23 protein-coding genes are annotated in these 25,010 nt (G+C 71.7%); 22 read left to right on the top strand and 1 reads right to left on the bottom strand.

The window, feature by feature from the left end; translation table 11 throughout:
• The first annotated feature begins 68 nt into the window (after nt 1-68).
• The 13 genes from ACIG3E_RS30000 (at nt 69) to nusB (ending at nt 13,168) form a co-directional block, all read left to right on the top strand.
• Nucleotides 69-497, top strand: a complete 429-nt coding sequence (locus ACIG3E_RS30000; RefSeq protein WP_030681106.1) for a DUF948 domain-containing protein — start codon at nt 69-71, stop codon at nt 495-497.
• 7 nt (nt 498-504) lie between these two features.
• Nucleotides 505-858, top strand: coding sequence for a DUF6167 family protein (locus tag ACIG3E_RS29995; RefSeq protein WP_399622677.1), 354 nt, complete (start codon nt 505-507; stop codon nt 856-858).
• Complete coding sequence (gene alaS / locus ACIG3E_RS29990; RefSeq protein ID WP_399622676.1) at nt 858-3,530, top strand: alanine--tRNA ligase; 2,673 nt, start codon at nt 858-860, stop codon at nt 3,528-3,530. The genes ACIG3E_RS29995 and alaS overlap by 1 nt, the downstream gene beginning before the upstream one ends.
• A complete protein-coding gene (gene ruvX, locus ACIG3E_RS29985; RefSeq protein WP_399622674.1) occupies nt 3,527-4,000 on the top strand; it encodes a Holliday junction resolvase RuvX in 474 nt (157 codons plus the stop codon). Before alaS ends, ruvX begins: the two co-directional genes overlap by 4 nt.
• A gap of 125 nt (nt 4,001-4,125) precedes the next feature.
• Nucleotides 4,126-5,790, top strand: a complete 1,665-nt coding sequence (gene mltG / locus ACIG3E_RS29980) for an endolytic transglycosylase MltG (protein ID WP_399622672.1) — start codon at nt 4,126-4,128, stop codon at nt 5,788-5,790.
• Nucleotides 5,771-6,613, top strand: a complete 843-nt coding sequence (locus tag ACIG3E_RS29975) for a shikimate dehydrogenase (RefSeq protein WP_399622671.1) — start codon at nt 5,771-5,773, stop codon at nt 6,611-6,613. Before mltG ends, ACIG3E_RS29975 begins: the two co-directional genes overlap by 20 nt.
• Nucleotides 6,614-6,761: 148 nt before the next feature.
• Nucleotides 6,762-7,946: a chorismate synthase gene (gene aroC / locus ACIG3E_RS29970; protein ID WP_399622670.1), complete on the top strand. Its 1,185-nt coding sequence runs from the start codon at nt 6,762-6,764 to the stop codon at nt 7,944-7,946.
• A 53-nt stretch (nt 7,947-7,999) separates the two neighbouring features.
• The gene (locus tag ACIG3E_RS29965; RefSeq protein ID WP_399622861.1) at nt 8,000-8,482 is read left to right on the top strand and encodes a shikimate kinase; all 483 of its coding nucleotides are present in this window, start codon (nt 8,000-8,002) and stop codon (nt 8,480-8,482) included.
• Nucleotides 8,479-9,570 (top strand): 3-dehydroquinate synthase, encoded by a 1,092-nt coding sequence (gene aroB, locus ACIG3E_RS29960; RefSeq protein WP_138958571.1) that lies wholly within the window; start codon nt 8,479-8,481, stop codon nt 9,568-9,570. The genes ACIG3E_RS29965 and aroB overlap by 4 nt, the downstream gene beginning before the upstream one ends.
• 158 nt (nt 9,571-9,728) lie before the next feature.
• Entirely contained in the window at nt 9,729-10,850 is a 1,122-nt protein-coding gene (locus ACIG3E_RS29955) for an AAA family ATPase (RefSeq protein ID WP_399622669.1), read from the top strand.
• Nucleotides 10,851-11,020: 170 nt separating this feature from the next.
• Complete coding sequence (locus ACIG3E_RS29950; protein WP_399622667.1) at nt 11,021-12,121, top strand: M24 family metallopeptidase; 1,101 nt, start codon at nt 11,021-11,023, stop codon at nt 12,119-12,121.
• A gap of 46 nt (nt 12,122-12,167) precedes the next feature.
• A complete protein-coding gene (gene efp, locus ACIG3E_RS29945) occupies nt 12,168-12,734 on the top strand; it encodes an elongation factor P (RefSeq protein ID WP_399622665.1) in 567 nt (188 codons plus the stop codon).
• Nucleotides 12,735-12,736: 2 nt separating this feature from the next.
• Nucleotides 12,737-13,168, top strand: a complete 432-nt coding sequence (gene nusB / locus ACIG3E_RS29940; protein WP_242715527.1) for a transcription antitermination factor NusB — start codon at nt 12,737-12,739, stop codon at nt 13,166-13,168.
• A 203-nt stretch (nt 13,169-13,371) separates the two neighbouring features.
• On the opposite strand, the gene bldD is transcribed toward nusB, so the two are convergent.
• Nucleotides 13,372-13,872, bottom strand: coding sequence for a transcriptional regulator BldD (gene bldD / locus ACIG3E_RS29935; protein ID WP_016638847.1), 501 nt, complete (start codon nt 13,870-13,872; stop codon nt 13,372-13,374).
• Between the two features lie 240 nt (nt 13,873-14,112).
• On the opposite strand from bldD, the gene pyrR reads away from it, so the two are divergent.
• The 9 genes from pyrR (at nt 14,113) to ACIG3E_RS29890 (ending at nt 24,971) form a co-directional block, all read left to right on the top strand.
• Nucleotides 14,113-14,688, top strand: coding sequence for a bifunctional pyr operon transcriptional regulator/uracil phosphoribosyltransferase PyrR (gene pyrR / locus ACIG3E_RS29930; protein ID WP_030674879.1), 576 nt, complete (start codon nt 14,113-14,115; stop codon nt 14,686-14,688).
• 122 nt (nt 14,689-14,810) lie between these two features.
• Entirely contained in the window at nt 14,811-15,845 is a 1,035-nt protein-coding gene (locus ACIG3E_RS29925; protein WP_399622662.1) for an aspartate carbamoyltransferase catalytic subunit, read from the top strand.
• Between the two features lie 5 nt (nt 15,846-15,850).
• Nucleotides 15,851-17,137 carry a dihydroorotase gene (locus tag ACIG3E_RS29920; RefSeq protein WP_399622660.1) on the top strand — a complete coding sequence of 429 codons (1,287 nt, stop codon included), beginning with the start codon at nt 15,851-15,853 and terminating at the stop codon, nt 17,135-17,137.
• A 5-nt stretch (nt 17,138-17,142) separates the two neighbouring features.
• On the top strand, nt 17,143-17,763 hold the full coding sequence (locus ACIG3E_RS29915; protein WP_399622658.1) for a hypothetical protein: 621 nt from the start codon (nt 17,143-17,145) through the stop codon (nt 17,761-17,763).
• Nucleotides 17,760-18,902, top strand: a complete 1,143-nt coding sequence (gene carA / locus ACIG3E_RS29910; protein ID WP_399622656.1) for a glutamine-hydrolyzing carbamoyl-phosphate synthase small subunit — start codon at nt 17,760-17,762, stop codon at nt 18,900-18,902. The genes ACIG3E_RS29915 and carA overlap by 4 nt, the downstream gene beginning before the upstream one ends.
• Entirely contained in the window at nt 18,895-22,212 is a 3,318-nt protein-coding gene (carB, locus tag ACIG3E_RS29905; protein WP_399622655.1) for a carbamoyl-phosphate synthase large subunit, read from the top strand. The genes carA and carB overlap by 8 nt, the downstream gene beginning before the upstream one ends.
• Before the next feature lie 56 nt (nt 22,213-22,268).
• Nucleotides 22,269-23,381 carry a quinone-dependent dihydroorotate dehydrogenase gene (locus ACIG3E_RS29900; RefSeq protein ID WP_399622653.1) on the top strand — a complete coding sequence of 371 codons (1,113 nt, stop codon included), beginning with the start codon at nt 22,269-22,271 and terminating at the stop codon, nt 23,379-23,381.
• The gene (gene pyrF, locus ACIG3E_RS29895; protein WP_399622651.1) at nt 23,378-24,229 is read left to right on the top strand and encodes an orotidine-5'-phosphate decarboxylase; all 852 of its coding nucleotides are present in this window, start codon (nt 23,378-23,380) and stop codon (nt 24,227-24,229) included. Before ACIG3E_RS29900 ends, pyrF begins: the two co-directional genes overlap by 4 nt.
• A 418-nt stretch (nt 24,230-24,647) precedes the next feature.
• Complete coding sequence (locus tag ACIG3E_RS29890) at nt 24,648-24,971, top strand: integration host factor (RefSeq protein WP_016638838.1); 324 nt, start codon at nt 24,648-24,650, stop codon at nt 24,969-24,971.
• Nucleotides 24,972-25,010: the final 39 nt, after the last annotated feature.

The following is a 25,010-nucleotide window of genomic DNA, read 5'->3' as shown; positions in this document are numbered from 1 at the left end:
TCGGAGCACGACTTTTCGACGTTCGACGACCCTGGAATCCAGGGCGGTGTCTCAGGGAGCGGTGCACAGTGTCCGGTGGAGAGGTGGCCGGGATCCTGGTGGCCGTCTTCTGGGCGATTCTGGTCTCCTTCCTGGCGGTGGCGCTGGCGAGGCTGGCGCAGACGCTCAGGGCGACCACCAAGCTCGTCGCGGACGTGACCGAGCAGGCGGTGCCGCTCCTCGCCGACGCGTCGACGGCGGTGCGCTCCGCGCAGACCCAGATCGACCGCGTGGACGCCATCGCCTCCGACGTCCAGGAGGTCACGTCGAACGCGTCGGCGCTGTCGACGACCGTGGCCTCCACCTTCGGCGGCCCCCTGGTCAAGGTCGCGGCGTTCGGCTACGGAGTGCGCCGGGCCATCAGCCGTAAGGAAGTGCCCGCCAAGCCGTCCCGTCGTACGGTGATCGTGGGCCGCACCCTCCCGTCGGCACGGCGGGGCAAGCGGAAGAAGGACTGACGCAGCGATGTTCCGACGTACGTTCTGGTTCACCGCGGGCGCGGCCGCCGGCGTCTGGGCCACCACCAAGGTCAACCGCAAGCTGAAGCAGCTCACCCCCGAGAGCCTCGCCGCGCGGGCCGCCGACAAGGCCGTCGAGGCCGGACACCGGCTCAAGGACTTCGCGCTCGACGTCCGTGACGGCATGGCCGAGCGGGAGGCCGAGCTCGGTGACGCCCTCGGCCTGAACGCCCCGGTCGACCCCGAGCTGCCCGCCCAGCGCCGCCTCGCGCTCGTCGAGCCCGCCACCGACAAGAACCCCAAGTCCCTCGCGAACACGACGGACACGACGTACTCGTACAACCGGAATGAGGACCACTGATGGAGTCGGCTGAAATCCGTCGCCGCTGGCTGAGCTTCTTCGAGGAGCGTGGGCACAAGGTCGTGCCGTCGGCGTCACTGATCGCGGACGACCCGACGCTGCTCCTCGTCCCCGCGGGCATGGTGCCCTTCAAGCCCTACTTCCTGGGCGAGACCAAGCCGCCCGCCCCGCGCGTCACCAGCGTCCAGAAGTGCGTGCGCACGCCGGACATCGAAGAGGTCGGCAAGACGACCCGGCACGGCACGTTCTTCCAGATGTGCGGCAACTTCTCCTTCGGTGACTACTTCAAGGAAGGCGCGATCAAGCTCGCCTGGGAGCTGCTCACCTCGCCCCAGGACAAGGGCGGTTACGGCCTGGACCCGGAGAAGCTCTGGATCACCGTCTACAAGGAGGACGACGAGGCGGAGCGCATCTGGCGCGACGTGATCGGCGTCCCCGCCGAGCGCATCCAGCGCCTGGGCATGGGCCCGAACTTCTGGTCCATGGGCGTGCCCGGCCCCTGTGGCCCGTGCTCCGAGATCAACTACGACCGCGGTCCTGAGTTCGGCGAGGAAGGCGGCCCGGCCGTCAACGACGAGCGCTACGTGGAGATCTGGAACCTGGTCTTCATGCAGTACGAGCGCGGCGCGGGCCAGGGCAAGGAGGACTTCCCGATCCTCGGCGACCTGCCGTCGAAGAACATCGACACGGGTCTCGGCCTGGAGCGCCTGGCCATGATCCTGCAGGGCGTACAGAACATGTACGAGACCGACACCCTGCGCGTCGTCATCGACAAGGCCACCGAGCTGACCGGCGTGCGCTACGGCGCCGAGCACGGCTCGGACGTCTCGCTGCGCGTGGTCGCCGACCACATGCGCACCTCCGTGATGCTCATCGGCGACGGCGTCACCCCCGGCAACGAGGGCCGTGGCTACGTCCTGCGCCGCATCATGCGCCGCGCCATCCGCAACATGCGTCTGCTCGGCGCCACCGGCCCGGTCGTCGCCGAGCTCGTCGACACGGTCATCACGACCATGGGCGAGCAGTACCCGGAGCTGCTCACCGACCGCAAGCGCATCGAGACCGTCGCGCTCGCCGAGGAGGCCGCCTTCCTCAAGGCCCTCAAGGGCGGCACGAACATCCTCGACACGGCCGTCAGCGAGACCAAGGCCGCCGGTTCCCGCGTGCTGCCGGGCGACAAGGCGTTCCTGCTCCACGACACCTGGGGCTTCCCGATCGACCTCACCCTGGAGATGGCCGCCGAGCAGGGCCTGACCGTGGACGAGGACGGCTTCCGCCGCCTGATGAAGGAGCAGCGGGAGCGCGCCAAGGCCGACGCCCAGGCCAAGAAGACCGGCCACGCGGACATGGGCGCCTACCGCGAGATCGCCGACAGCTCCGGCGCCACCGACTTCACCGGCTACAGCCTGACCGAGAACGAGGCCGTGATCGTCGGCCTCCTGGTCAACGGCGCCTCCTCGCCCGCCGCCACCGAGGGCGACGAGGTCGAGGTCGTCCTGGACCGCACCCCCTTCTACGCCGAGGGCGGCGGCCAGATCGGCGACACCGGCCGCATCCGCCTGGACAGCGGTGCCGTCATCGAGGTCCGCGACGTCCAGAAGCCGGTGCCGGGCGTGCACGTCCACAAGGGCGTCGTGCAGGTCGGCGAGGTCACGGTCGGCGCCCCGGTGTGGGCCTCGATCGACGCCCACCGCCGCCGCGCCATCGCCCGCGCCCACTCCGCCACGCACCTCACGCACCAGGCGCTGCGCGACGCCCTCGGCCCGACGGCCGCCCAGGCCGGTTCCGAGAACCAGCCGGGCCGCTTCCGGTTCGACTTCGGCTCGCCGTCCGCCGTGCCGACGGCCGTGATGACGGACGTCGAGCAGCGGATCAACGAGGTCCTCTCCCGCGAGCTGGACGTCCAGGCCGAGGTCATGTCCCTGGACGAGGCCAAGAAGGCGGGCGCCATCGCCGAGTTCGGCGAGAAGTACGGCGAGCGCGTGCGCGTGGTGACCATCGGCGACTTCTCCAAGGAGCTGTGCGGCGGCACCCACGTGCACAACACCGCCCAGCTGGGTCTGGTGAAGCTGCTCGGCGAGTCCTCCATCGGCTCCGGCGTGCGCCGCATCGAGGCCCTGGTCGGCGTGGACGCGTACAACTTCCTGGCCAAGGAGCACACGGTCGTCGCCCAGCTCCAGGAGCTGGTCAAGGGCCGTCCGGAGGAGCTGCCCGAGAAGATCTCCGGCATGCTCGCCAAGCTGAAGGACGCCGAGAAGGAGATCGAGAAGTTCCGCGCGGAGAAGGTGCTTGCGGCCGCCGCCGGTCTCGCCCAGGGCGCCAAGGACGTGGGCGGCGTCGCCCTCGTCACCGGCCAGGTCCCGGACGGCACGGGCGCCGACGACCTGCGCAAGCTGGTCCTCGACGTGCGCGGCCGCATCCCCAGCGACCGTCCGGCCGTGGTCGCCCTGTTCACCTCGGCCAACGGCAAGCCCCTCACGGTCATCGCCACCAACGAAGCCGCGCGTGAGCGCGGTCTCAAGGCCGGTGACATGGTCCGCACCGCCGCCAAGACCCTCGGCGGCGGAGGCGGCGGCAAGCCGGACGTCGCCCAGGGTGGTGGCCAGAACGTGGCCGCCGTCGGCGACGCCATCGCCGCCGTCGAGCGTCTCGTCGGCGAAACCGCCCGATGAGCTCCGTCCGACGGGGCCGCCGCCTGGCGATCGACGTCGGGGACGCCCGGATCGGGGTCGCCTCGTGCGACCCCGACGGGATCCTCGCGACGCCGGTGGAGACGGTGCCGGGCCGGGACGTCCCGGCCGCCCACCGCCGTCTGCGTCAGCTCGTCGAGGAGTACGAACCCATCGAGATCGTGGTCGGACTCCCTCGCTCCCTCAAGGGGGGCGAGGGCCCGGCCGCCCTCAAGGTCCGCGCCTTCGCCCAGGAGCTCGCCGCCGGGATCGCCCCCGTTCCGGTGAGACTCGTGGACGAGAGGATGACCACAGTCACGGCCAGCCAGGGACTGCGCGCCTCCGGCGTGAAGTCCAAAAAGGGCAGGTCTGTCATCGATCAGGCCGCGGCGGTCATCATCCTGCAGCAGGCCCTGGAGTCCGAACGGGCGTCAGGCGAGGCTCCGGGTGAGGGCGTCGAAGTGGTCATCTGATCGCGATACGGTAACGTTCCGCGCGGTGTGGCGGCGTTCGAACAGCCGCCGCGCAGCATCAAGAGGCGGAGCGGTTGCCCTGGGATCCAGGCAGCGGCCCCCGCCTCGCGGCTCGTAGGGGATCGATGACTGAGTATGGCCGGGGCCCAGGCTCCGAACCGTGGCATCCGGAGGACCCGTTGTACGGGGACGGCGGATGGGGAGGACAGCAGGCCGCGGACGGCCAGTCCCCCTACGGCGGCCAGGGGCAGTACCACCCGCAGCAGCCGCAGCAGGCCCACCCCCAGCAGCCGTACGGCGAGTGGGACGCGGGCCAGCAGCAGTCCTACGGTCATCAGCAGGGGCCCGATCCCCTGCAGGCGCAGTACAACGGCGACCCCCAGCCGCACGACGGCGGCTGGGACGCCGGTCGGCCCGGCCAGGTCCCCTACGGCGGCGACCCGGCCGACCCCTACGGGCAGCAGCCCGCCGCGTACGGCGAGGAGCGCCCGGACTTCTACGGCACGCCCGAGGCGTATCCGCCGCCCGAGCCGCCGGGCCGGCGCCGCCCCGCCCCCGAGCCCGACCACGAGACCGGCTGGGATCCCGGCCCCGACCAGGGCGAGCACGCGTTCTTCGCGGGCGGCGACGAGGACGAGGACCGTGAGGACGCGGCCCGCGGCAGCCGGAGCGAGCGGCGCGGCCGCGGCGGCAAGAAGCCCAAGAAGCGGCGCAGCGGCTGCGCCTGCCTGGTCGTGGCCGTGGTCTTCGCGGGCGGCATCGGCGGGGTCGGGTACTTCGGCTACCAGTTCTACCAGGATCGTTTCGGCACGGCCCCGGACTACACGGGCGACGGCATCGACGCCAAGGCGACGGTCACGATCAACAAGGGTGCCACCGGCGGCGCCATCGGCCAGGCGCTCAAGGACGCCGGGGTCGTGAAGAGCGTCGACGCGTTCGTCTCCGCGCAGGGCAAGAATCCCGACGGCCAGAAGATCCAGGCGGGCGTCTACACGCTCAAGAAGGAGATGTCGGCCGCGTCCGCCCTCGAACTGATGCTCAGCCCGAAGAGCCGCGACAACCTCATCATTCCGGAAGGCAAGCGGAATAAGTGGGTGTATGAGCAGATCGACAAGCGGCTCGAACTCGCCGAGGGCACCACGAAGAACATCGCCCAGAAGGACTGGAAGCGACTCGGGCTTCCCCAGTGGGCCGTCGCCAACATGGGCGGCAAGGTCAAGGACCCGCTGGAAGGCTTCCTCTACCCCTCCAGCTATCCGGTCGCCAAGGGCCAGAAGCCCGAGGACGTCCTGAAGAAGATGGTCGCCCAAGCCGCCGAGGAATACGACGAGTTGGGCGTCGAGGGCAAGGCCAAGGAGCTGAAGCTCAAGAACCCGTTCGAGCTCATCACGGTCGCGAGCCTGGTCCAGGCCGAGGGCAAGACCCACGAGGACTTCCGCAAGATGGCCGAGGTCATCTACAACCGGCTGAAGCCCGGCAACATGGAGACGGTCGGCTATCTCCAATTCGACTCGACCTTCAATTACCTGATGGGTCAGAGCAAGATCAAGATCAGTGAGAGCGAGATCAAGACCAACCCCGACCCGTACAACACGTACAAGCACACGGGGCTGCCGCCGGGGCCGATCGGAAATCCGGGCGAGGAGGCGCTGAAGGCGGCGCTCAATCCGTCGACGGATGGCTGGCTCTACTTCGTCGCCACCGACGGCATGAACAAGACCGAATTCGCCAAGACCCACGCCGATTTCCTGAAGCTGAAGGAAAAGTTCAATGCGAGCACAGGAGGCTGAGGCCCGGCACCGGGCGGCCGTACTCGGATCGCCCATCGCCCACTCCCTCTCCCCGGTGCTGCACCGCGCCGCGTACCAGGAGCTGGGCCTCGCCGAGTGGCGCTACGACCGCTTCGAGGTCGACGAGGCGGCGCTGCCCGGGTTCGTCGAGCGGCTCGGGCCCGCGTGGGCGGGGCTCTCGCTCACGATGCCGCTGAAGCGCGCGGTGATGCCGCTGCTCGACGAGGTCAGCGAGACCGCCGCGGCCGTGGAGGCCGTCAACACGGTCGTGCGCACGGACGACGGACGGCTCCTCGGCGACAACACCGACATCCCCGGCATGGTCGCGGCGCTGCGCGAGCGCGGCATCGAGCAGGTGGAGAGCGCCGCGATCCTGGGCGCGGGCGCCACCGCCTCGTCCGCCCTCGCCGCCCTCGCGCGGATCTGCACCGGCGAGGTCGTCGCGTACGTCCGCAGCGCGGAGCGCGCCGCCGAGATGCGGCAGTGGGGCGAGCGGCTCGACGTCGCGGTGCGCACCGCCGACTGGGCGGACGCCGAGCAGGCGTTGCGGGCGCCGCTGGTGATCGCCACCACCCCCGCGGGCAGCACGGACGCCCTGTCCCACGCGGTGCCCGAGCGGCCCGCCACGCTCTTCGACGTGCTCTACGACCCCTGGCCCACCGCCCTCGCGGCCCGCTGGTCGGCGTACGGCGGGGCCGTCGTCAGCGGCCTCGACCTGCTCGTGCACCAGGCCGTCCTCCAGGTCGAGCAGATGACCGGGCGCTCGCCCGCGCCCCTCGACGCCATGCGCAAGGCGGGCGAACAGGCGCTGGCCGTGCGCTGAGGCCCGGTGCGGACTTGCCCATCCCGGTGTCCGCCGAGTGGACCGGGGCCGGTGCGGGGCGCCGGACGTGGGAGGATCTGGGGAGGCGGGCCAGGCCGCGCACCCGGTCGCGCCGTCGCAGTTCCAGGCGCGAGCAGGAGGAGCACCGTTGAGCAGGTTGCGCTGGCTGACCGCGGGGGAGTCCCACGGCCCCGCACTCGTCGCGACGCTGGAGGGACTTCCCGCCGGCGTGCCGATCACCACGGAGATGGTGGCGGACCACCTGGCCCGGCGCCGCCTCGGCTATGGACGCGGCGCCCGCATGAAGTTCGAGCGTGACGAGGTCACCTTCCTCGGCGGCGTGCGCCACGGCCTGACCATGGGCTCGCCCGTCGCGGTCATGGTGGGCAACACCGAGTGGCCCAAGTGGGAGCGGGTCATGGCGGCCGACCCGGTCGACCCGGCCGAGCTCGCCGAGCTGGCGCGCAACGCGCCGCTGACCCGCCCCCGCCCCGGCCACGCCGACCTCGCGGGCATGCAGAAGTACGGCTTCGACGAGGCCCGGCCCGTCCTGGAGCGCGCCTCCGCCCGTGAGACCGCGGCCCGCGTCGCGCTCGGCGCGGTGGCCCGCTCGTACCTCAAGGAGACGGCCGGGATCGAGATCGTCTCCCACGTCGTGGAGCTGGCGAAGGCCAAGGCCCCCTACGGCGTGTACCCGACGCCCGCCGACGTGGAGCGCCTCGACGCCGACCCGGTGCGCTGCCTGGACGCCGACGCGTCGAAGGCGATGGTCGCCGAGATCGACCAGGCCCACAAGGACGGCGACACCCTCGGCGGCGTCGTCGAGGTGCTCGCCTACGGCGTGCCCGTCGGGCTCGGCTCGCACGTGCACTGGGACCGCCGTCTGGACGCGCGCCTGGCCGCGGCCCTCATGGGCATCCAGGCCATCAAGGGCGTCGAGGTCGGCGACGGCTTCGAGCTCGCCCGGGTGCCCGGCTCGCAGGCGCACGACGAGATCGTCGCCACGGACGACGGCATCCGGCGCACCACCGGCCGCTCCGGTGGCACCGAGGGCGGTCTGACCACCGGCGAGCTGCTGCGCGTACGCGCGGCGATGAAGCCGATCGCGACGGTGCCGCGCGCGCTGGCCACGGTCGACGTGGCCACCGGCGAGGCCACCAAGGCCCACCACCAGCGCTCCGACGTGTGCGCGGTCCCGGCCGCCGGGATCGTCGCCGAGGCCATGGTCGCCCTCGTCCTGGCGGACGCGGTCGCGGAGAAGTTCGGCGGCGACAGCGTGCCGGAGACCCGGCGCAACGTGCGGTCGTACCTCGACCACCTCCAGATCCGGTGAGCGCCCCGGCACCTGAGGGCGCCGGCGCGCCGCGCGTCGTGCTCGTCGGGCCCATGGGCTCCGGCAAGTCCACCGTCGGCGGGCTGCTCGCCGAGCGGCTCGGCCTGCCCTACCGGGACACCGACGCGGACATCGTCGCGGCCGAGGGCCGCGAGATCTCCGACATCTTCGTCGAGGACGGCGAGGAGCACTTCCGCGCCCTGGAGCGCGCCGCTGTGCGCGCCGCCGTCGCCGGGCACGAGGGCGTACTCGGCCTCGGCGGCGGCGCGATCCTCGACGAGGGCACCCGGTCGCTGCTGCGCGGCCTGCCCGTCGTCTACCTCTCGATGGGCGTCGAGGAGGCGGTGCGCCGCGTCGGCCTCGGCACCGCGCGGCCGCTGCTCGCCGTCAACCCGCGCAAGCAGTGGCGCGAGCTGATGGACGCCCGCCGTCCCCTGTACGAAGAAGTCGCCCGTGCCGTCGTCGCCACCGACGGCCGGACCCCCGAAGAGGTCGCGGAAGCGGTCCTCGACGCCCTGGAGTTGACACAAGCATGAGTGAGGCAGTGACGCGGATCCCCGTCGGCGGCACGGCGGGCACGGAGCCGTACGAGGTGCTCGTCGGGCGACAGCTGCTCGGTGAGCTCGGCGGCCTGATCGGCGGCTCGGCCAAGCGCGTGGCCGTCATCCACCCCGAGGCGCTCGCCGACACCGGCGAGGCGCTCCGCCAGGACCTCGCGGACCAGGGGTACGAGGCCGTGGCCATCCAGGTGCCCAACGCGGAGGAGGCCAAGACCGCCGAGGTCGCCGCCTACTGCTGGAAGGCGCTCGGCCAGTCCGGCTTCACCCGTACCGACGTGATCGTCGGCGTGGGCGGCGGCGCCACCACCGACGTGGCCGGTTTCGTGGCCGCGACCTGGCTGCGCGGGGTGCGCTGGATCGCGGTCCCCACCACCGTGCTCGCCATGGTGGACGCGGCGGTCGGCGGCAAGACCGGCATCAACACCGCCGAGGGCAAGAACCTGGTGGGCTCCTTCCACCCGCCCGCGGGCGTGCTCTGCGACCTCGCGGCGCTGGACTCGCTGCCGGTGCACGACTACGTCTCCGGGCTCGCGGAGATCATCAAGGCCGGGTTCATCGCGGACCCGGCGATCCTCGACCTGATCGAGGCCGACCCGCAGGCGGCCCGCACGCCCGCCGGGCCGCACACCGCCGAGCTGATCGAGCGCTCCATCAGGGTCAAGGCCGACGTCGTCTCCGGCGATCTGAAGGAGTCCGGACGGCGCGAGATCCTCAACTACGGGCACACGCTGGCGCACGCCATCGAGAAGAACGAGCGCTACCAGTGGCGGCACGGCGCGGCCGTCGCGGTCGGCATGCACTTCGCGGCCGAACTGGGCCGCGTGGCCGGGCGGTTGGACGACGAGACGGCGGACCGGCACCGCACGGTCCTGGAGTCCGTGGGCCTGCCCCTGAGCTACCGCTACGACCAGTGGCCCAAGCTCCTGGAGACGATGAAGGTCGACAAGAAGTCCCGTGGCGACCTGCTGCGCTTCATCGTCCTCGACGGCCTCGGCAAGCCGACCGTCCTGGAGGGGCCGGATCCGGCGGTGCTGCTCGCCGCGTACGGCGAGGTCGCCGACTGACCGCTCGCTCCGCCCGCGCGCGGGCGGAGCGAAACAAGCCACGGGCACTTCGGGGCCGCCCCGGCCGTTCACACAACGTCGGCCGGGGGCGGTACCGTTCAATGCGGGTGGCCCCGCCGCCCGTACCAGGTCAGTCGCACGAGACGGAGTGGCACCGGATGCAGCACACCGTGGGGTCTCCGCTGCCGCCGCCCCTTCAGCCGGGGCACGGACCGGCCACCGGCTGGTCGATGACCGCCCACCACCCGAGCGCCCCGCAGCCCGGTGCCGTGCCGGTCGGCGCGCCGCACCCGGCGCCCGCGCCAGGCTTCACGGCCACGGCCTCCGGCCCCGCGCCGGGCTTCGCGGCCACCGCCTCCGGTCCCGCGCCGCACCCTCCGGGCCCGGCGCCCCTGCCGCCCGCGGCCCACGCTCCGGGGGCCCCACAGGCCCCGCAGGCCCCAGGCGCCCCGCACGCACCGGCAGCGCCCCACGCACCTGGCGGCACCCCGCACGCGCCAGGGGGAGCCCCGCACGCACCTGGCGGCGCCCCACACGTGCCCGGGGGAGCCCCCCACGTCCCGGCGGGAGCCCCGCACCCCCACGCCGTCCCGCACGTCGCGCACCACGCCCCGGCCCCGGCGCCGCCCGCCCGTGACACCACGAGCCACATCCAGCTCCCGCCCGGCGGCCCCGTCGCCGTGCCGAGTCCGCCGCCCGGCACGGCCCCCGCCGACACGGCCGCCACGACCCTCGCCGTGCTCCTCATCGGCCCCGCGGGCGCGGGCAAGACCAGCGTCGCCAAGTACTGGGCCGAGCACCGCCGGGTGCCCACGGCCCACATCAGCCTCGACGACGTCCGCGAATGGGTGCGCTCGGGCTTCGCCGACCCCCAGACGGGGTGGAACGACAACTCCGAGGCGCAGTACCGCCTGGCCCGCCGCACCTGCGGCTTCGCCGCGCGGAACTTCCTGGCCAACGGCATCTCCTGCGTCCTCGACGACGCGGTCTTCCCGGACCGCCCGGTCGTCGGCCTCGGCGGCTGGAAGCGGCACGTGGGCCCCGGCCTGCTGCCCGTCGTCCTGCTGCCCGGCCTGGAGATCGTCCTGGAGCGCAACGCCCAGCGCTCGGGCAACCGCCGCCTCACGGACGAGGAGGTGGCCCGCATCCACGGCCGCATGGCCGGGTGGTACGGCTCGGGCCTGCCCATCATCGACAACTCCCAGCTGGACGTCCCCGCCACGGCCCACGTCCTGGACGAGGTCCTCACCCGCGCCCTCACGAGCCCGCCCCAGTGGTAGCCCGGAGGGCGTGGGTGGATACGGCTGGCTCATGGCGTCCCCCCAGGGGTCGTACGCGCTGGGAGCAGCCCGTCAACGCGGCCCGGTCCCGCCCCTCGTCCGCGCGGCCCTGACGCCCGGTCGGACGCGCTGAACCGGCCCGGACCGGAGCGCGCTCTTAGGCTCGCCCCATGTCAGAGGTGTACGCGGCCCGGCGGGAGCGGGTCAGGGAGCGGTGTGCGGGGGGCGGCGCGGCCCTGGTGTCACGGCCTGCCAACATCCGCTATCTCGCGGGTGCGGCGCCCCAGGGGGCCGTCCTCCTCCTGGGCCGGTCCGAGGACGTCCTGCTGTGCCCGCGGCCGCCGGGGGAGGAGGACGGCCCCGAGCGGCCCGACGCCGAGCTGCGCACCCGGGTCCTCGACGCACCGGACGGCGACGCCGCCGTCGCGGCGGCCGGGCAGGCCCAGGCGCAGGGCGCGGAGTCCCTGGCCGTCGAGGAGCACCACCTCAGCGTGGCCCGGCACCGGGCCCTGGCGTCCGTGGCGCCCCGGCTGCGCCTGGTCGACCTCGCGCGCGGTGTGGAGCAGCTGCGCCTGGTCAAGGACGAGGAGGAGATCTCCTGTCTGCGGATCGCGGCGGAGATCGCCGACCAGGCCCTCGGGGAACTCCTGGAGTCGATCCTGGTGGGCCGCACCGAGCGCCACCTCGCCCTGGAACTGGAGCGGCGGCTCGTCGACCACGGCGCGGACGGCGCCGCCTTCCCGACCTCCGTGGCCACCGGGCCGCACTCCGGGCGCGGCGGCCACCGCCCCACCGACCGGCGCGTCGAGGAGGGCGACTTCCTGTCCGTGTGCCTCGGCGCCGCGTACCGCGGCTACCGCTGCGAGGTCGGGCGGACCTTCGTGATCGGAACGTCGCCCGCGGACTGGCAGATCGAGCTCTACGACGTCGTCTTCGCCGCGCAGCGGGCGGGCCGCGAGGCCCTCACACCCGGCGCCGCCTGCCGCGACGTGGACCGCGCGGCCCGCCACGTCCTGGACGCCGCCGGGTACGCGGAGGGCCTCGCCGCCCGCACCGGACACGGCGTCGGGCTCGAAAACGACGAGGACCCGCAGTTGGCGCCCGCAGCCATGGGTAAACTGGACGCTTGCGTGCCGGTCACCGTCGAACCGGGGGTTCACCTCCCGGGCCGGGGCGGGGTCCGGATCGATGACACGCTCGTCGTCCGCTGCGAGGCGGACGGCGGACCCGAGCTACTCACCATCACGACCAAGGAGCTGCTCGCGCTGTAGCGCGTGCGCCGGGGTCGTCCACGTCAGTCCAGGAGATTCCGCAACCGTGGCTTCCACGAACGACCTCAAGAACGGCATGGTGCTCAAGCTCGACGGGGGCCAGCTCTGGTCCGTCGTCGAGTTCCAGCACGTCAAGCCCGGCAAGGGCCCTGCCTTCGTGCGCACCAAGCTGAAGAACGTGCTCTCCGGCAAGGTCGTCGACAAGACGTTCAACGCCGGCGTCAAGGTCGAGACGGCCACTGTCGACAAGCGCGACATGCAGTTCTCGTACATGGACGGCGACTACTTCGTCTTCATGGACATGGAGACCTACGACCAGCTGCACATCGACAAGAAGGTCGTCGGCGACGCCGCGCACTTCCTGATCGAGGGCTTCGAGGCCACCGTGGCGCAGCACGAGGGCGAGGTGCTCTTCGTCGAGCTGCCCGCCGCCGTCGAGCTCACCATCCAGGAGACCGAGCCGGGCGTCCAGGGCGACCGCTCCACCGGTGGCACCAAGCCCGCCATCCTGGAGACCGGCCACCAGATCAACGTGCCGCTCTTCATCACGACCGGCGAGAAGATCAAGGTCGACACCCGTGACAGCAGCTACCTCGGCCGGGTGAACAGCTAACCGTGGCCGCCCGTAACACGGCCCGCAAGCGCGCCTTCCAGATCCTCTTCGAGGCCGACCAGCGTGGCGTCGACGTGCTCACCGTGCTCGCGGACTGGGTGCGTCACTCGCGCAGCGACACCCGGCAGCCGCCGGTGAGCGAGTACACCATGGAGCTCGTCGAGGGCTACCAGGAGCACGCGGCCCGCATCGACGAGCTGATCTCCCAGTACGCGGTGGGGTGGACGCTCGACCGCATGCCGGTCGTCGACCGGAACATCCTGCGGCTCGGCGCGTACGAACTGATCTGGGTGGACGGCACGCCCGACGCCGTCGTCCTGGACGAGGCGGTTCAGCTCGCCAAGGAGTTCTCGACCGATGACTCGCCCGCCTTTGTGAATGGGCTGCTCGGTCGGTTCAAGGACCTCAAGCCGAGCCTTCGCCGGGACGCATAGCGACAGTTCGATTTCGCGGTACCCCGGAGGGCCCGCGGCCAATACGGCCGCGGGCCCTCCGGGGTTTTCCGCGTCACGGCGAGGGTTTCCGCGTCACGGCGAAATCCACTGGGCATGACAAAGCCGCCGGGGTGGCCGGAAACCCTCTCTGGGTTTCCGGCCACCCCGGCGGCACGTTTCTGCTGGAATCTCCCTTGACGGGCTCAGACCTCTTCGTGGGCCACGGCGCGGCGCGCGTCCGCGTCCAGGACGCCCCAGCTGATCAGCTGCTCCGTGAGCACCGACGGCGACTGGTCGTAGATGACGGCGAGGGTGCGCAGGTCGTCCTGGCGGATCGAGAGCACCTTGCCGTTGTAGTCACCGCGCTGCGACTGGATCGTGGCGGCGTACCGCTGCAGCGGGCCTGCCTTCTCGGCGGGGACGTGGGCGAGGCGCTCCAGGTCCAGGACCAGCTTGGGCGGCGGCTCGGCGGCACCGCCGGGCGGGGTGCCCGGAAGCAGTTCCTGCACCGGAACGCCGTAGAAATCCGCCAGCTCGGCAAGGCGCTGCACGGTCACGGCGCGGTCGCCGCGCTCGTACGACCCCACTACGACCGCCTTCCAGCGACCCTGGGACTTCTCCTCGACACCGTGGAGGGAAAGGCCCTGCTGGGTACGGATGGCGCGGAGCTTGGCCCCGAGCTGTTTGGCGTATTCGCTGGACATATAGCTCCCCGGACGCTGTGACAACGTGCGGCTCCGCCGCGCGGCTGGTGACTCACTGTGAGGTTACGCAGCGTTACTTGGCTGCGTCAAGCCGAATGGGTCCGAGGGCCCCTTCCGAGGGGGAGGTGACGGCCCACGTTGCCGTTGCTGGTACCGTGAAAGACGCTGTAGGCGCCAGATGGCGCAAATTAGACGTCCTTTAAGGTCCGTCCCGTGAGGCGGAGAAGGAGGTCCGTTTTTATGGACACGCATGCCTCCGGTGTGCCGCGGCCCGTTCTCGAAGGCCCGGACATCGCACGGGTGTTGACCCGTATCGCCCACGAAATCGTGGAGCGCGCCAAGGGCGCCGACGACGTCGTTCTGCTCGGCATTCCGACCCGCGGCGTCTTCCTCGGCCGGCGGCTCGCCGCCAAGCTCGAGGAGATCACCGGCCGCAAGGTCCCCGTCGGCTCCCTCGACATCACGATGTACCGCGACGACCTGCGCATGCACCCGCCGCGCGCCCTCGCCCGCACCGAGATCCCCGGTGACGGCATCGACGGCCGCCTGGTCGTCCTGGTCGACGACGTGCTCTTCTCCGGTCGCACCATCCGTGCCGCCCTCGACGCCCTGAACGACATCGGCCGCCCGCGCGCGGTGCAGCTCGCCGTTCTCGTCGACCGCGGTCACCGAGAACTGCCCATCCGCGCCGACTACGTCGGCAAGAACCTCCCGACGTCGCTGCGGGAGACGGTCAAGGTCCAGCTCGCCGAGGAGGACGGCCGCGACGCCGTGCTGCTCGGTGCCAAGCCGACCGCCGCGGCCGGCGAGCAGTAGCCCGCCCCGTACCGGTACCGGACCCGTCGGGTCCGTACTGGCGCGCGCCCGCGCGCCGCTGCCCGGCCCAGGGACGCCCCCAGGCCTGAAGCACACCTGAAATCCCTTACGGAGCCCACCAGATGATGCGACACCTCATCTCGGCCGCCGACCTCACCCGCGACGACGCCGTCCTCATCCTCGACACCGCCGAGGAGATGGCCCGCGTCGCCGACCGGCCGATCAAGAAACTGCCGACGCTGCGCGGCCGTACCGTGGTCAACCTCTTCTTCGAGGACTCGACCCGCACCCGGATCTCGTTCGAGGCCGCCGAGAAGCGGCTGTCCGCCGACGTGATCAACTTCAGCGCCAAGGGGTCGAGCGTCTCCAAGGGGGAGTCCCTGAAGGACACGGCGCAGACCCTGGAGGCCATGGGCGTCGACGCCGTCGTCATCCGGCACGGGGCCTCCGGCGCGCCGTACACACTCGCGAACTCCGGCTGGGTCGACGCGGCCGTCATCAACGCCGGTGACGGCACCCACCAGCACCCCACGCAGGCCCTGCTCGACGCCTTCACCATGCGCCGCAGGCTGGTCGGCCGCGACACCGGCCTCGGGCAGGACCTGAGCGGCAGGCGGATCACGATCGTCGGTGACGTGCTGCACAGCCGTGTCGCCCGCTCCAACGTGGACCTGCTGCACACCCTCGGCGCCGAGGTCACCCTCGTCGCCCCGCCCACCCTGGTGCCGGTCGGCGTCGAGCACTGGCCGTGTGAGGTGTCGTACGACCTCGACCGCGTCCTGCCGAAGTCCGACGCCGTGATGATGCTGCGCGTCCAGCGCGAGCGCATGAACGCCGCGTTCTTCCCGACCGAGCGCGAGTACTCGCGCCGCTACGGCCTGGACGGCGAGCGCATGGCCAAGATGCCCGACCACGCGATCGTGATGCACCCGGGCCCGATGGTCCGCGGCATGGAGATCACCGCCGAGGTCGCCGACTCCGACCGCTGCACGGTCGTCGAGCAGGTCGCCAACGGCGTCTCCATCCGCATGGCCGTCCTCTATCTGCTGCTCGGCGGCCAGGAGCCCGCCGTCACCCACACCCGCCCGCCCGTCTCCCACCACCACCCTTCCAACGAGCGCTCCGCGCACACCGATTTCGCGGCCGAGGAGAAGTAGACATCATGAGCAAGATCCTTATCCGTGGTGCGCGGGTGCTCGGCGGCGAGCCGCAGGACGTGCTGATCGACGGCGAGACCATCGAGGCCGTGGGCGCCTCGCTGAGCGACGAGGGCGCCACCGTCGTCGAGGCGGACGGCAAGGTCCTCCTGCCGGGCCTGGTGGACCTGCACACCCATCTGCGCGAGCCCGGCCGCGAGGACTCCGAGACCGTCCTCACCGGCACCCGCGCGGCCGCCAGCGGTGGCTACACCACCGTGTTCGCGATGGCCAACACCTTCCCGGTCGCCGACACCGCGGGCGTCGTCGAGCAGGTCTGGCGGCTCGGCAAGGAGTCCGGCTACTGCGACGTCCAGCCGATCGGGGCCGTCACCGTCGGCCTGGAGGGCAAGAAGCTCGCCGAGCTGGGCGCCATGCACGACTCGGCCGCCGGGGTCACGGTCTTCTCCGACGACGGCAAGTGCGTCGACGACGCCGTGATGATGCGGCGCGCCCTGGAGTACGTGAAGGCGTTCGGCGGCGTCGTCGCCCAGCACGCCCAGGAGCCGCGGCTCACCGAGGGCGCCCAGATGAACGAGGGCGTCGTCTCGGCGGAGCTCGGGCTCGGCGGCTGGCCCGCCGTCGCCGAGGAGTCGATCATCGCCAGGGACGTGCTGCTCGCCGAGCACGTCGGCTCCCGGGTGCACATCTGCCACCTGTCCACGGCCGGGTCCGTCGAGATCGTCCGCTGGGCCAAGTCCCGCGGCATCGACGTCACCGCCGAGGTCACCCCGCACCACCTGCTCCTCACCGACGAGCTGGTCCGCTCGTACAACCCGGTCTACAAGGTCAACCCGCCGCTGCGCACGGAAGCCGACGTCATGGCGCTGCGCGAGGCCCTGGCCGACGGCACCATCGACATCGTGGCCACCGACCACGCCCCGCACCCGCACGAGGACAAGGACTGCGAGTGGGCCGCGGCCGCCATGGGCATGGTGGGCCTGGAGACCGCCCTCTCGGTGGTCCAGCACACGATGGTCGACACCGGCCTGCTCACCTGGGCCGGGGTCGCGGACCGGATGTCCGCCAAGCCCGCCGAGATCGGGCAGGCGCGCGGCCAGGGCCGCCCCGTCGCTCCCGGCGAGCCTGCGAACCTCACCCTCGTCGATCCGGCATACCGTGGAGCCGTGGACCCCGCGGGCTTCGCCTCCCGGAGCCGCAACACCCCCTACGAGGGCCGTGAGCTTCCGGGACGCGTCACGCACACCTGGCTCCGGGGTCGGGCCACGCTCGTCGACGGGAAGCTTCAGTGACCGCAATGCGTCTCCGCACCTCCTCCGCCCTGCCCCAGCTGGCCGCCGACGAGAAGTCCGCGCAGGTCACCGACTGGGCCGCGCGCATCGGCTGGGTCGTCGGCATCCTGCTCTTCGTCGCGCTCGTCTACTGGCTGATGCGCGAGGGCTGGAAGTGGCGCGGCACCCTCCAGGGCGACGTCCCCGAGCTCTTCGACGCGCCGTCCGAGCCCGGTGCGACGAAACTTGAGCTGACCGGCCGCTACCACGGCTCGACCACCGCGGGCCAGTGGCTGGACCGCATCGTGGCGCACGGCCTGGGCACCCGCAGCCGGGTGGAGCTGACCCTCACCGAGACGGGCCTGGACGTCGTCCGCCCCGGGGCGCGGGACTTCTTCATCCCGAAGCAGGCCCTGCGCGAGGCCCGGCTCGACAAGGGCATCGCGGGCAAGGTCCTCGCCGAGGGCGGCCTGCTGATCGTCACCTGGGCGCACGGCGACCGCCTGATCGACTCCGGCTTCCGCTCCGACCACGCCGCGGAGCAGGCCGACTGGGTCGAGGCCATCAACAACATGATCGACCACACCGAGATCGACGGCACCGGCGCCGGGATCCACAGCACGACGGAAACGGAAGGCGCACGATGACGACCTCCACTAGGGGAGCCACCAAGACTCCCGCTGTACTCGTCCTGGAGGACGGCCGCGTCTTCCGCGGGCGTGCCTACGGGGCCGTGGGGGAGACCTTCGGCGAGGCCGTCTTCTCCACCGGCATGACCGGCTACCAGGAGACCCTCACCGACCCCTCGTACCACCGCCAGGTCGTCGTGATGACCGCGCCGCACGTCGGCAACACCGGCGTCAACGACGAGGACCCCGAGTCGCAGCGCATCTGGGTCGCGGGCTACGTGGTCCGCGACCCCGCCCGGGTGCCCTCCAACTGGCGCTCCCGGCGCTCCCTCGACGAGGAGCTGCGGCGGCAGGACGTCGTCGGCATCAGCGGCGTCGACACCCGCGCCCTCACCCGCCACCTGCGCGAGCGCGGCGCCATGCGCGTCGGCGTCTTCTCCGGCGACGCGATCGCCCCCGACGCCGAGCTCCTGGCCAAGGTGCGGGCGCAGCCGCAGATGAAGGGCGCGAACCTCTCCGCGGAGGTCGCCACCAAGGAGGCGTACGTCGTCCCGGCGATCGGCGAGAAGCGCTTCACCGTGGCCGCCGTCGACCTCGGCATCAAGGGCATGACCCCGCACCGCATGGCCGAGCGCGGCATCGAGGTGCACGTGCTTCCGGCCACGGCGACCGCCGAGGACGTCTACGCCGTGAACCCCGACGGCGTGTTCTTCTCCAACGGCCCCGGTGACCCGGCGACCGCCGACGGCCCCGTGGCCGTCATGCGGGAGGTCCTGAGGCGGAAGACGCCGCTGTTCGGCATCTGCTTCGGCAACCAGATCCTCGGTCGCGCCCTCGGCTTCGGCACGTACAAGCTGAAGTACGGCCACCGCGGCATCAACCAGCCCGTCCAGGACCGCACCACGGGCAAGGTCGAGGTCACCGCGCACAACCACGGCTTCGCCGTCGACGCGCCGCTCGACAAGGTCTCCGACACCCCCTTCGGACGCGCCGAGGTCTCCCACGTGTGCCTCAACGACCAGGTGGTGGAGGGGCTCCAGCTCCTCGACCAGCCCGCGTTCAGCGTCCAGTACCACCCCGAGGCGGCCGCGGGCCCGCACGACGCCGCGTACCTCTTCGACCGCTTCACTTCCCTGATGGAGGGCCAGCGTGCCTAAGCGCACCGATATCCAGTCCGTCCTGGTCATCGGCTCCGGCCCGATCGTCATCGGCCAGGCCGCGGAGTTCGACTACTCCGGCACCCAGGCGTGCCGCGTCCTCAAGTCCGAGGGCCTGCGCGTCATCCTCGTCAACTCGAACCCCGCGACGATCATGACCGACCCGGAGATCGCCGACGCCACGTACGTCGAGCCGATCACCCCGGAGTTCGTCGAGAAGATCATCGCCAAGGAGCGGCCCGACGCGCTCCTGCCCACCCTCGGCGGTCAGACCGCGCTCAACACCGCGATCTCCATGCACGAGCAGGGCGTCCTGGAGAAGTACGGCGTCGAACTGATCGGCGCCAACGTCGAGGCGATCAACAAGGGCGAGGACCGCGACCTGTTCAAGGAGGTCGTCGAGGCCGTCCGCGCCAAGATCGGCCACGGCGAGTCCGCGCGCTCCGTGATCTGCCACTCCATGGACGACGTCCTCAAGGGCGTCGACGAGCTCGGCGGCTACCCGGTCGTCGTGAGGCCCTCCTTCACCATGGGCGGCGCGGGCTCCGGCTTCGCGCACAACGAGGACGAGCTGCGCCGCATCGCGGGCCAGGGCCTCACGCTCTCGCCGACCACCGAGGTGCTCCTGGAGGAGTCCATCCTCGGCTGGAAGGAGTACGAGCTGGAGCTGATGCGCGACAAGAACGACAACGTCGTGGTCGTCTGCTCCATCGAGAACTTCGACCCGATGGGCGTGCACACCGGTGACTCGATCACCGTCGCGCCCTCGATGACCCTCACCGACCGCGAGTACCAGATCCTGCGGGACGTGGGCATCGCGATCATCCGTGAGGTCGGCGTCGACACCGGCGGCTGCAACATCCAGTTCGCGGTCAACCCGGTCGACGGCCGCGTGATCGTCATCGAGATGAACCCGCGCGTCTCGCGGTCCTCCGCGCTCGCATCGAAGGCCACTGGCTTCCCGATCGCGAAGATCGCCGCGAAGCTGGCCGTGGGCTATACGCTCGATGAGATCCCCAACGACATCACCGAGAAGACCCCGGCCTCCTTCGAGCCGACCCTCGACTATGTGGTCGTCAAGGCGCCGCGATTCGCCTTCGAGAAGTTCCCGCAGGCCGACTCGACGCTGACCACGACGATGAAGTCGGTCGGCGAGGCCATGGCCATCGGCCGCAACTTCACCGAGGCCCTGCAGAAGGCGCTGCGCTCCCTGGAGAAGAAGGGCAGCCAGTTCTCCTTCACCGGCAAGCCCGGCGACAAGTACACGCTGCTGCGCGCCGCCGTGCGCCCCACCGACGGCCGCATCAACACCGTCATGCAGGCCATCCGCGCCGGGGCCACCCCGCAGGAGGTCTTCGACGCCACCAAGATCGACCCGTGGTTCGTCGACCAGCTCTTCCTGATCAAGGAGATCGCGGACGAGCTGACCGAGGCCGACGACCTCACCCCCGAGCTGCTCGCCGAGGCCAAGCGGCACGGCTTCTCCGACACGCAGATCGCCGAGATCCGCGGCCTGCGCGAAGAGGTGGTGCGCGAGGTCCGGCACGCTCTGGGCGTCCGTCCGGTCTACAAGACGGTCGACACCTGCGCCGCCGAGTTCGCCGCGAACACGCCGTACTTCTACTCCTCCTACGACGAGGAGTCCGAGGTCGCGCCGCGCGAGAAGCCCGCGGTGATCATCCTGGGCTCGGGCCCGAACCGCATCGGCCAGGGCATCGAGTTCGACTACTCCTGCGTGCACGCCTCCTTCGCGCTCAGCGACGCGGGCTACGAGACCGTCATGGTCAACTGCAACCCGGAGACCGTCTCCACCGACTACGACACCTCCGACCGCCTGTACTTCGAGCCGCTCACGCTCGAAGACGTGCTGGAGATCGTCCACGCCGAGTCCCTCGCGGGCCCGATCGCGGGCGTCGTCGTCCAGCTCGGCGGCCAGACCCCGCTCGGCCTCTCGCAGGCCCTGAAGGACAACGGCGTGCCGGTCGTCGGCACCCCGCCGGAGGCCATCCACGCCGCCGAGGACCGCGGCGCCTTCGGCCGCGTGCTCGCCGAGGCGGGCCTGCCCGCGCCCAAGCACGGCACCGCCACGACCTTCGCCGAGGCCAAGGCCATCGCCGACGAGATCGGCTACCCCGTGCTCGTGCGGCCCTCGTACGTGCTCGGCGGCCGCGGCATGGAGATCGTGTACGAGGAGGCCCGCCTCCAGGCGTACATCGCCGAGTCCACCGAGATCGGCGCCGACCGCCCGGTCCTGGTCGACCGCTTCCTCGACGACGCCATCGAGATCGACGTGGACGCGCTCTACGACGGCCACGAGCTGTACCTGGGCGGCGTCATGGAGCACATCGAGGAGGCCGGGATCCACTCCGGCGACTCGGCGTGCGCCCTGCCGCCGATCACGCTGGGCGGCCACGACATCAAGCGCCTGCGCACCTCCACGGAGGCCATCGCGCGCGGCGTCGGGGTGCGCGGCCTGATCAACATCCAGTTCGCCATGGCCGGGGACATCCTCTACGTCCTGGAGGCCAACCCGCGCGCCTCGCGCACCGTGCCCTTCACCTCGAAGGCCACCGCGGTGCCGCTCGCCAAGGCCGCCGCCCGCATCTCGCTGGGCGCGACCATCGCCGAGCTGCGCGCCGAGGGACTGCTCCCGGCCACCGGCGACGGCGGCGAGCTGCCGCTCGACGCGCCGATCTCCGTCAAGGAGGCCGTGATGCCGTGGTCGCGCTTCCGCGACATCCAGGGCCGCGGCGTCGACACCGTGCTCGGCCCGGAGATGCGCTCCACCGGCGAGGTCATGGGCATCGACTCCGTCTTCGGCACGGCGTACGCCAAGTCGCAGGCGGGCGCGTACGGGCCGCTGCCCACCAAGGGCCGCGCGTTCATCTCCGTCGCCAACCGCGACAAGCGCTCGATGATCTTCCCCGCGCGCGAGCTCGTCGCGCACGGCTTCGAGCTGCTCGCCACGTCCGGCACGGCCGAGGTCCTCAAGCGCAACGGCATCAACGCCACGGTCGTGCGCAAGCAGTCCGAGGGCGAGGGCCCGAACGGCGAGAAGACCATCGTCCAGCTGATCCACGACGGCCAGGTCGACCTCATCGTCAACACCCCGTACGGCACCGGCGGCCGCCTCGACGGCTACGACATCCGCACCGCGGCCGTCGCCCGGTCCGTGCCGTGCCTGACGACGGTCCAGGGCCTCGCCGCCGCGGTGCAGGGCATCGACGCCCTCCACCACGGCGGAGTGGGCGTGCGCTCGCTCCAGGAACACGCGCAGCATCTGACGGCCCTGTCCGCGGACCGCGACTAGACAGCCCACGAGGGGGACACCGGATCCGGTGTCCCCCTCCTCATGAGGACACCAGCATGTACGCATTCTTCTTCCGGCTCGTCTTCCGGCGCATGGACCCCGAGCGCGCCCACCACCTCGCCTTCGCCTGGATCCGCCTGGCCGCGCGCGTCCCCGTCCTGCGGACCTTCGTGGCCGCCGCCCTGGCCCCCCGCTACAAGGAGCTGCGCACCGAGGCCCTCGGCCTGCGCATGCACGGTCCCTTCGGGCTCGCCGCCGGGTTCGACAAGAACGCCGTCGCTGTCGACGGCATGGCCATGCTCGGCTTCGACCACGTCGAGATCGGCACGGTCACCGGCGAGCCGCAGCCCGGCAATCCCAAGAAGCGCCTCTTCCGCCTCGTCGAGGACCGCGCCCTGATCAACCGCATGGGCTTCAACAACGACGGCTCCGCGGCCGTCGCCGAGCGCCTCGCGACCCGCACGCCGGTCTTCCGTACCACCGTCGGCGTCAACATCGGCAAGACCAAGGTCGTGCCCGAGGCCGAGGCCGCCGCCGACTACGTGAAGTCCACCGAGCGCCTGGCCCGCCACGCCGACTACCTCGTCGTGAACGTGTCCTCGCCGAACACGCCGGGACTGCGCAACCTCCAGGCCACCGAGTCGCTGCGGCCCCTGCTGAGCGCCGTGCGCGAGGCCGCCGACCGCAGCGTCGAGGGCCGCCGCGTCCCGCTGCTCGTCAAGATCGCGCCCGACCTGGCCGACGACGACGTCGACGCGGTCGCCGACCTCGCCGTGGAGCTCGGCCTGGACGGCATCATCGCCACGAACACGACCATCGCGCGCGAGGGCCTCGGCCTGGTCTCCGACCCGGAGCTCGTCCAGGAGACCGGCGGACTGTCCGGCGCGCCCCTCAAGGAGCGCTCCCTGGAGGTCCTGCGCCGCCTCTACGCGCGCGTGGGCGACCGGATCACCTTGGTGGGCGTCGGCGGCGTAGAGAACGCCGAGGACGCCTGGCAGCGCATCCTCGCGGGCGCGACCCTGGTGCAGGGCTATAGCGCGTTCATCTACGAGGGCCCATTCTGGGCGCGCGGGATCCACAAGGGCCTCGCCGCGCGGCTCGCCGCCTCCCCGTACGCCACCCTCGCCGAAGCGATCGGCGCCGACACCCGAAAGGCCTCCGCCGCATGAGCCCTCAGGAACCCTTCGGCGCGCGCCTGCGCCAGGCCATGGACACCCGCGGCCCGCTCTGCGTGGGCATCGACCCGCACGCCTCGCTCCTGTCGGCGTGGGGCCTCGGCGACGACATCAAGGGCCTGGAGACCTTCACGCGCACCGTCGTGGAGGCCCTGGGCGACCAGGTCGCCGTCTTCAAGCCGCAGGCGGCGTTCTTCGAGCGCTTCGGCTCGCGCGGCGTCGCCGTCCTGGAGCGGGCCGTCGCGGAGCTGCGTGCCGCCGGGGGCCTGGTCGTCATGGACGCCAAGCGCGGAGACATCGGCTCCACCATGGCCGCGTACGCGGAGAGCTTCCTGCACAAGGACGCGCCGCTGTTCTCGGACGCCCTGACCGTCTCGCCCTACCTCGGGTACGGCTCCCTCGCCCCCGCGGTGGACCTGGCCAGGGAGAACGGCGCGGGCCTCTTCGTGCTGGCCCTCACCTCCAACCCGGAGGGCGCCGAGGTGCAGCGTGCCGTCCGCCTCGACGACCCGGACCGCCCCACCATCGGCGCGACCATGCTCGCCCACCTCGCCCGCGAGAACGCCGACGCGACCCCCATGGGCTCCTACGGCGCGGTGGTCGGCGCGACCCTCGGCGACCTGTCGTCCTTCGACCTGGACATCAACGGGCCGCTCCTCGCCCCCGGCATCGGCGCGCAGGGGGCGACGCCCGCGGACCTGCCCCGCGTCTTCGGCGCGGCCGTGCGCAATGTCGTGCCGAACGTGAGCCGCGGCGTGCTGACGGCGGGCCCCGACGCCGGGGCGCTGCGGGAGGCCGCCGCGCGCTTCGCGGACGAGGTGCGCGAAGCGGTCGGCGGCTAGCCCCGCACGAGCCCGAGGCGTCCGCCCCGGGGCCGGTCCGTCCGGTCCCGGGGCGGACGCATGGGTGCCCGGACCTGGCGGGCGACCTCGCACGGGGGTCGGTCTCGGCCACGTGTGTGTTCCGCATTCGGCCCCGTGGACGCTCCGCGGGCGCCGCGCACCGACGGCATCAGCCCGCCGAACTAACGCGTTGCTTACACGACACCCGGCCAAAACAGGGGTGAATTGCCCGATATGCCCGGCTCGATAGAGGCTGACCTGGACTTTTCGCTTGTTCTCGCTGACTCAGGCGGCCATGGCCGCTAGTCTCCGACCAGAGCCAACGGGCAAGCGCGTTGCACGTTGCTCCCCTGGTGTGGGGCGACTAGGTTCCTCACCGGTCCGTATCCGACAGTTCGATCTTCGAGGTGACGTAGGCGTGGCTCTTCCGCCCCTTACCCCTGAACAGCGCGCAGCCGCGCTCGAAAAGGCCGCCGCGGCTCGCCGGGAGCGGGCCGAGGTCAAGAATCGACTCAAGCACTCCGGCGCCTCCCTGCATGAGGTCATCAAGCAGGGCCAGGAGAATGACGTCATCGGCAAGATGAAGGTCTCCGCCCTCCTGGAGTCCCTGCCGGGCGTGGGCAAGGTCCGCGCCAAGCAGATCATGGAGCGCCTCGGCATCTCCGAGAGCCGCCGCGTGCGCGGTCTTGGCTCCAACCAGATCGCGTCCCTGGAGCGCGAGTTCGGCGGCAGCGGCGCCTGACGGCCCCGCGCCGTCCTGGGAACCTGGTCTCAGGCACCT

The sequence above is a fragment of the Streptomyces sp. NPDC053474 genome (assembly GCF_044544845.1).
GTDB lineage: Bacteria > Actinomycetota > Actinomycetes > Streptomycetales > Streptomycetaceae > Streptomyces.
The sequence above is the reverse complement of the archived record's forward strand: the minus strand, read 5'-3'. Positions and strand labels throughout refer to the sequence as shown.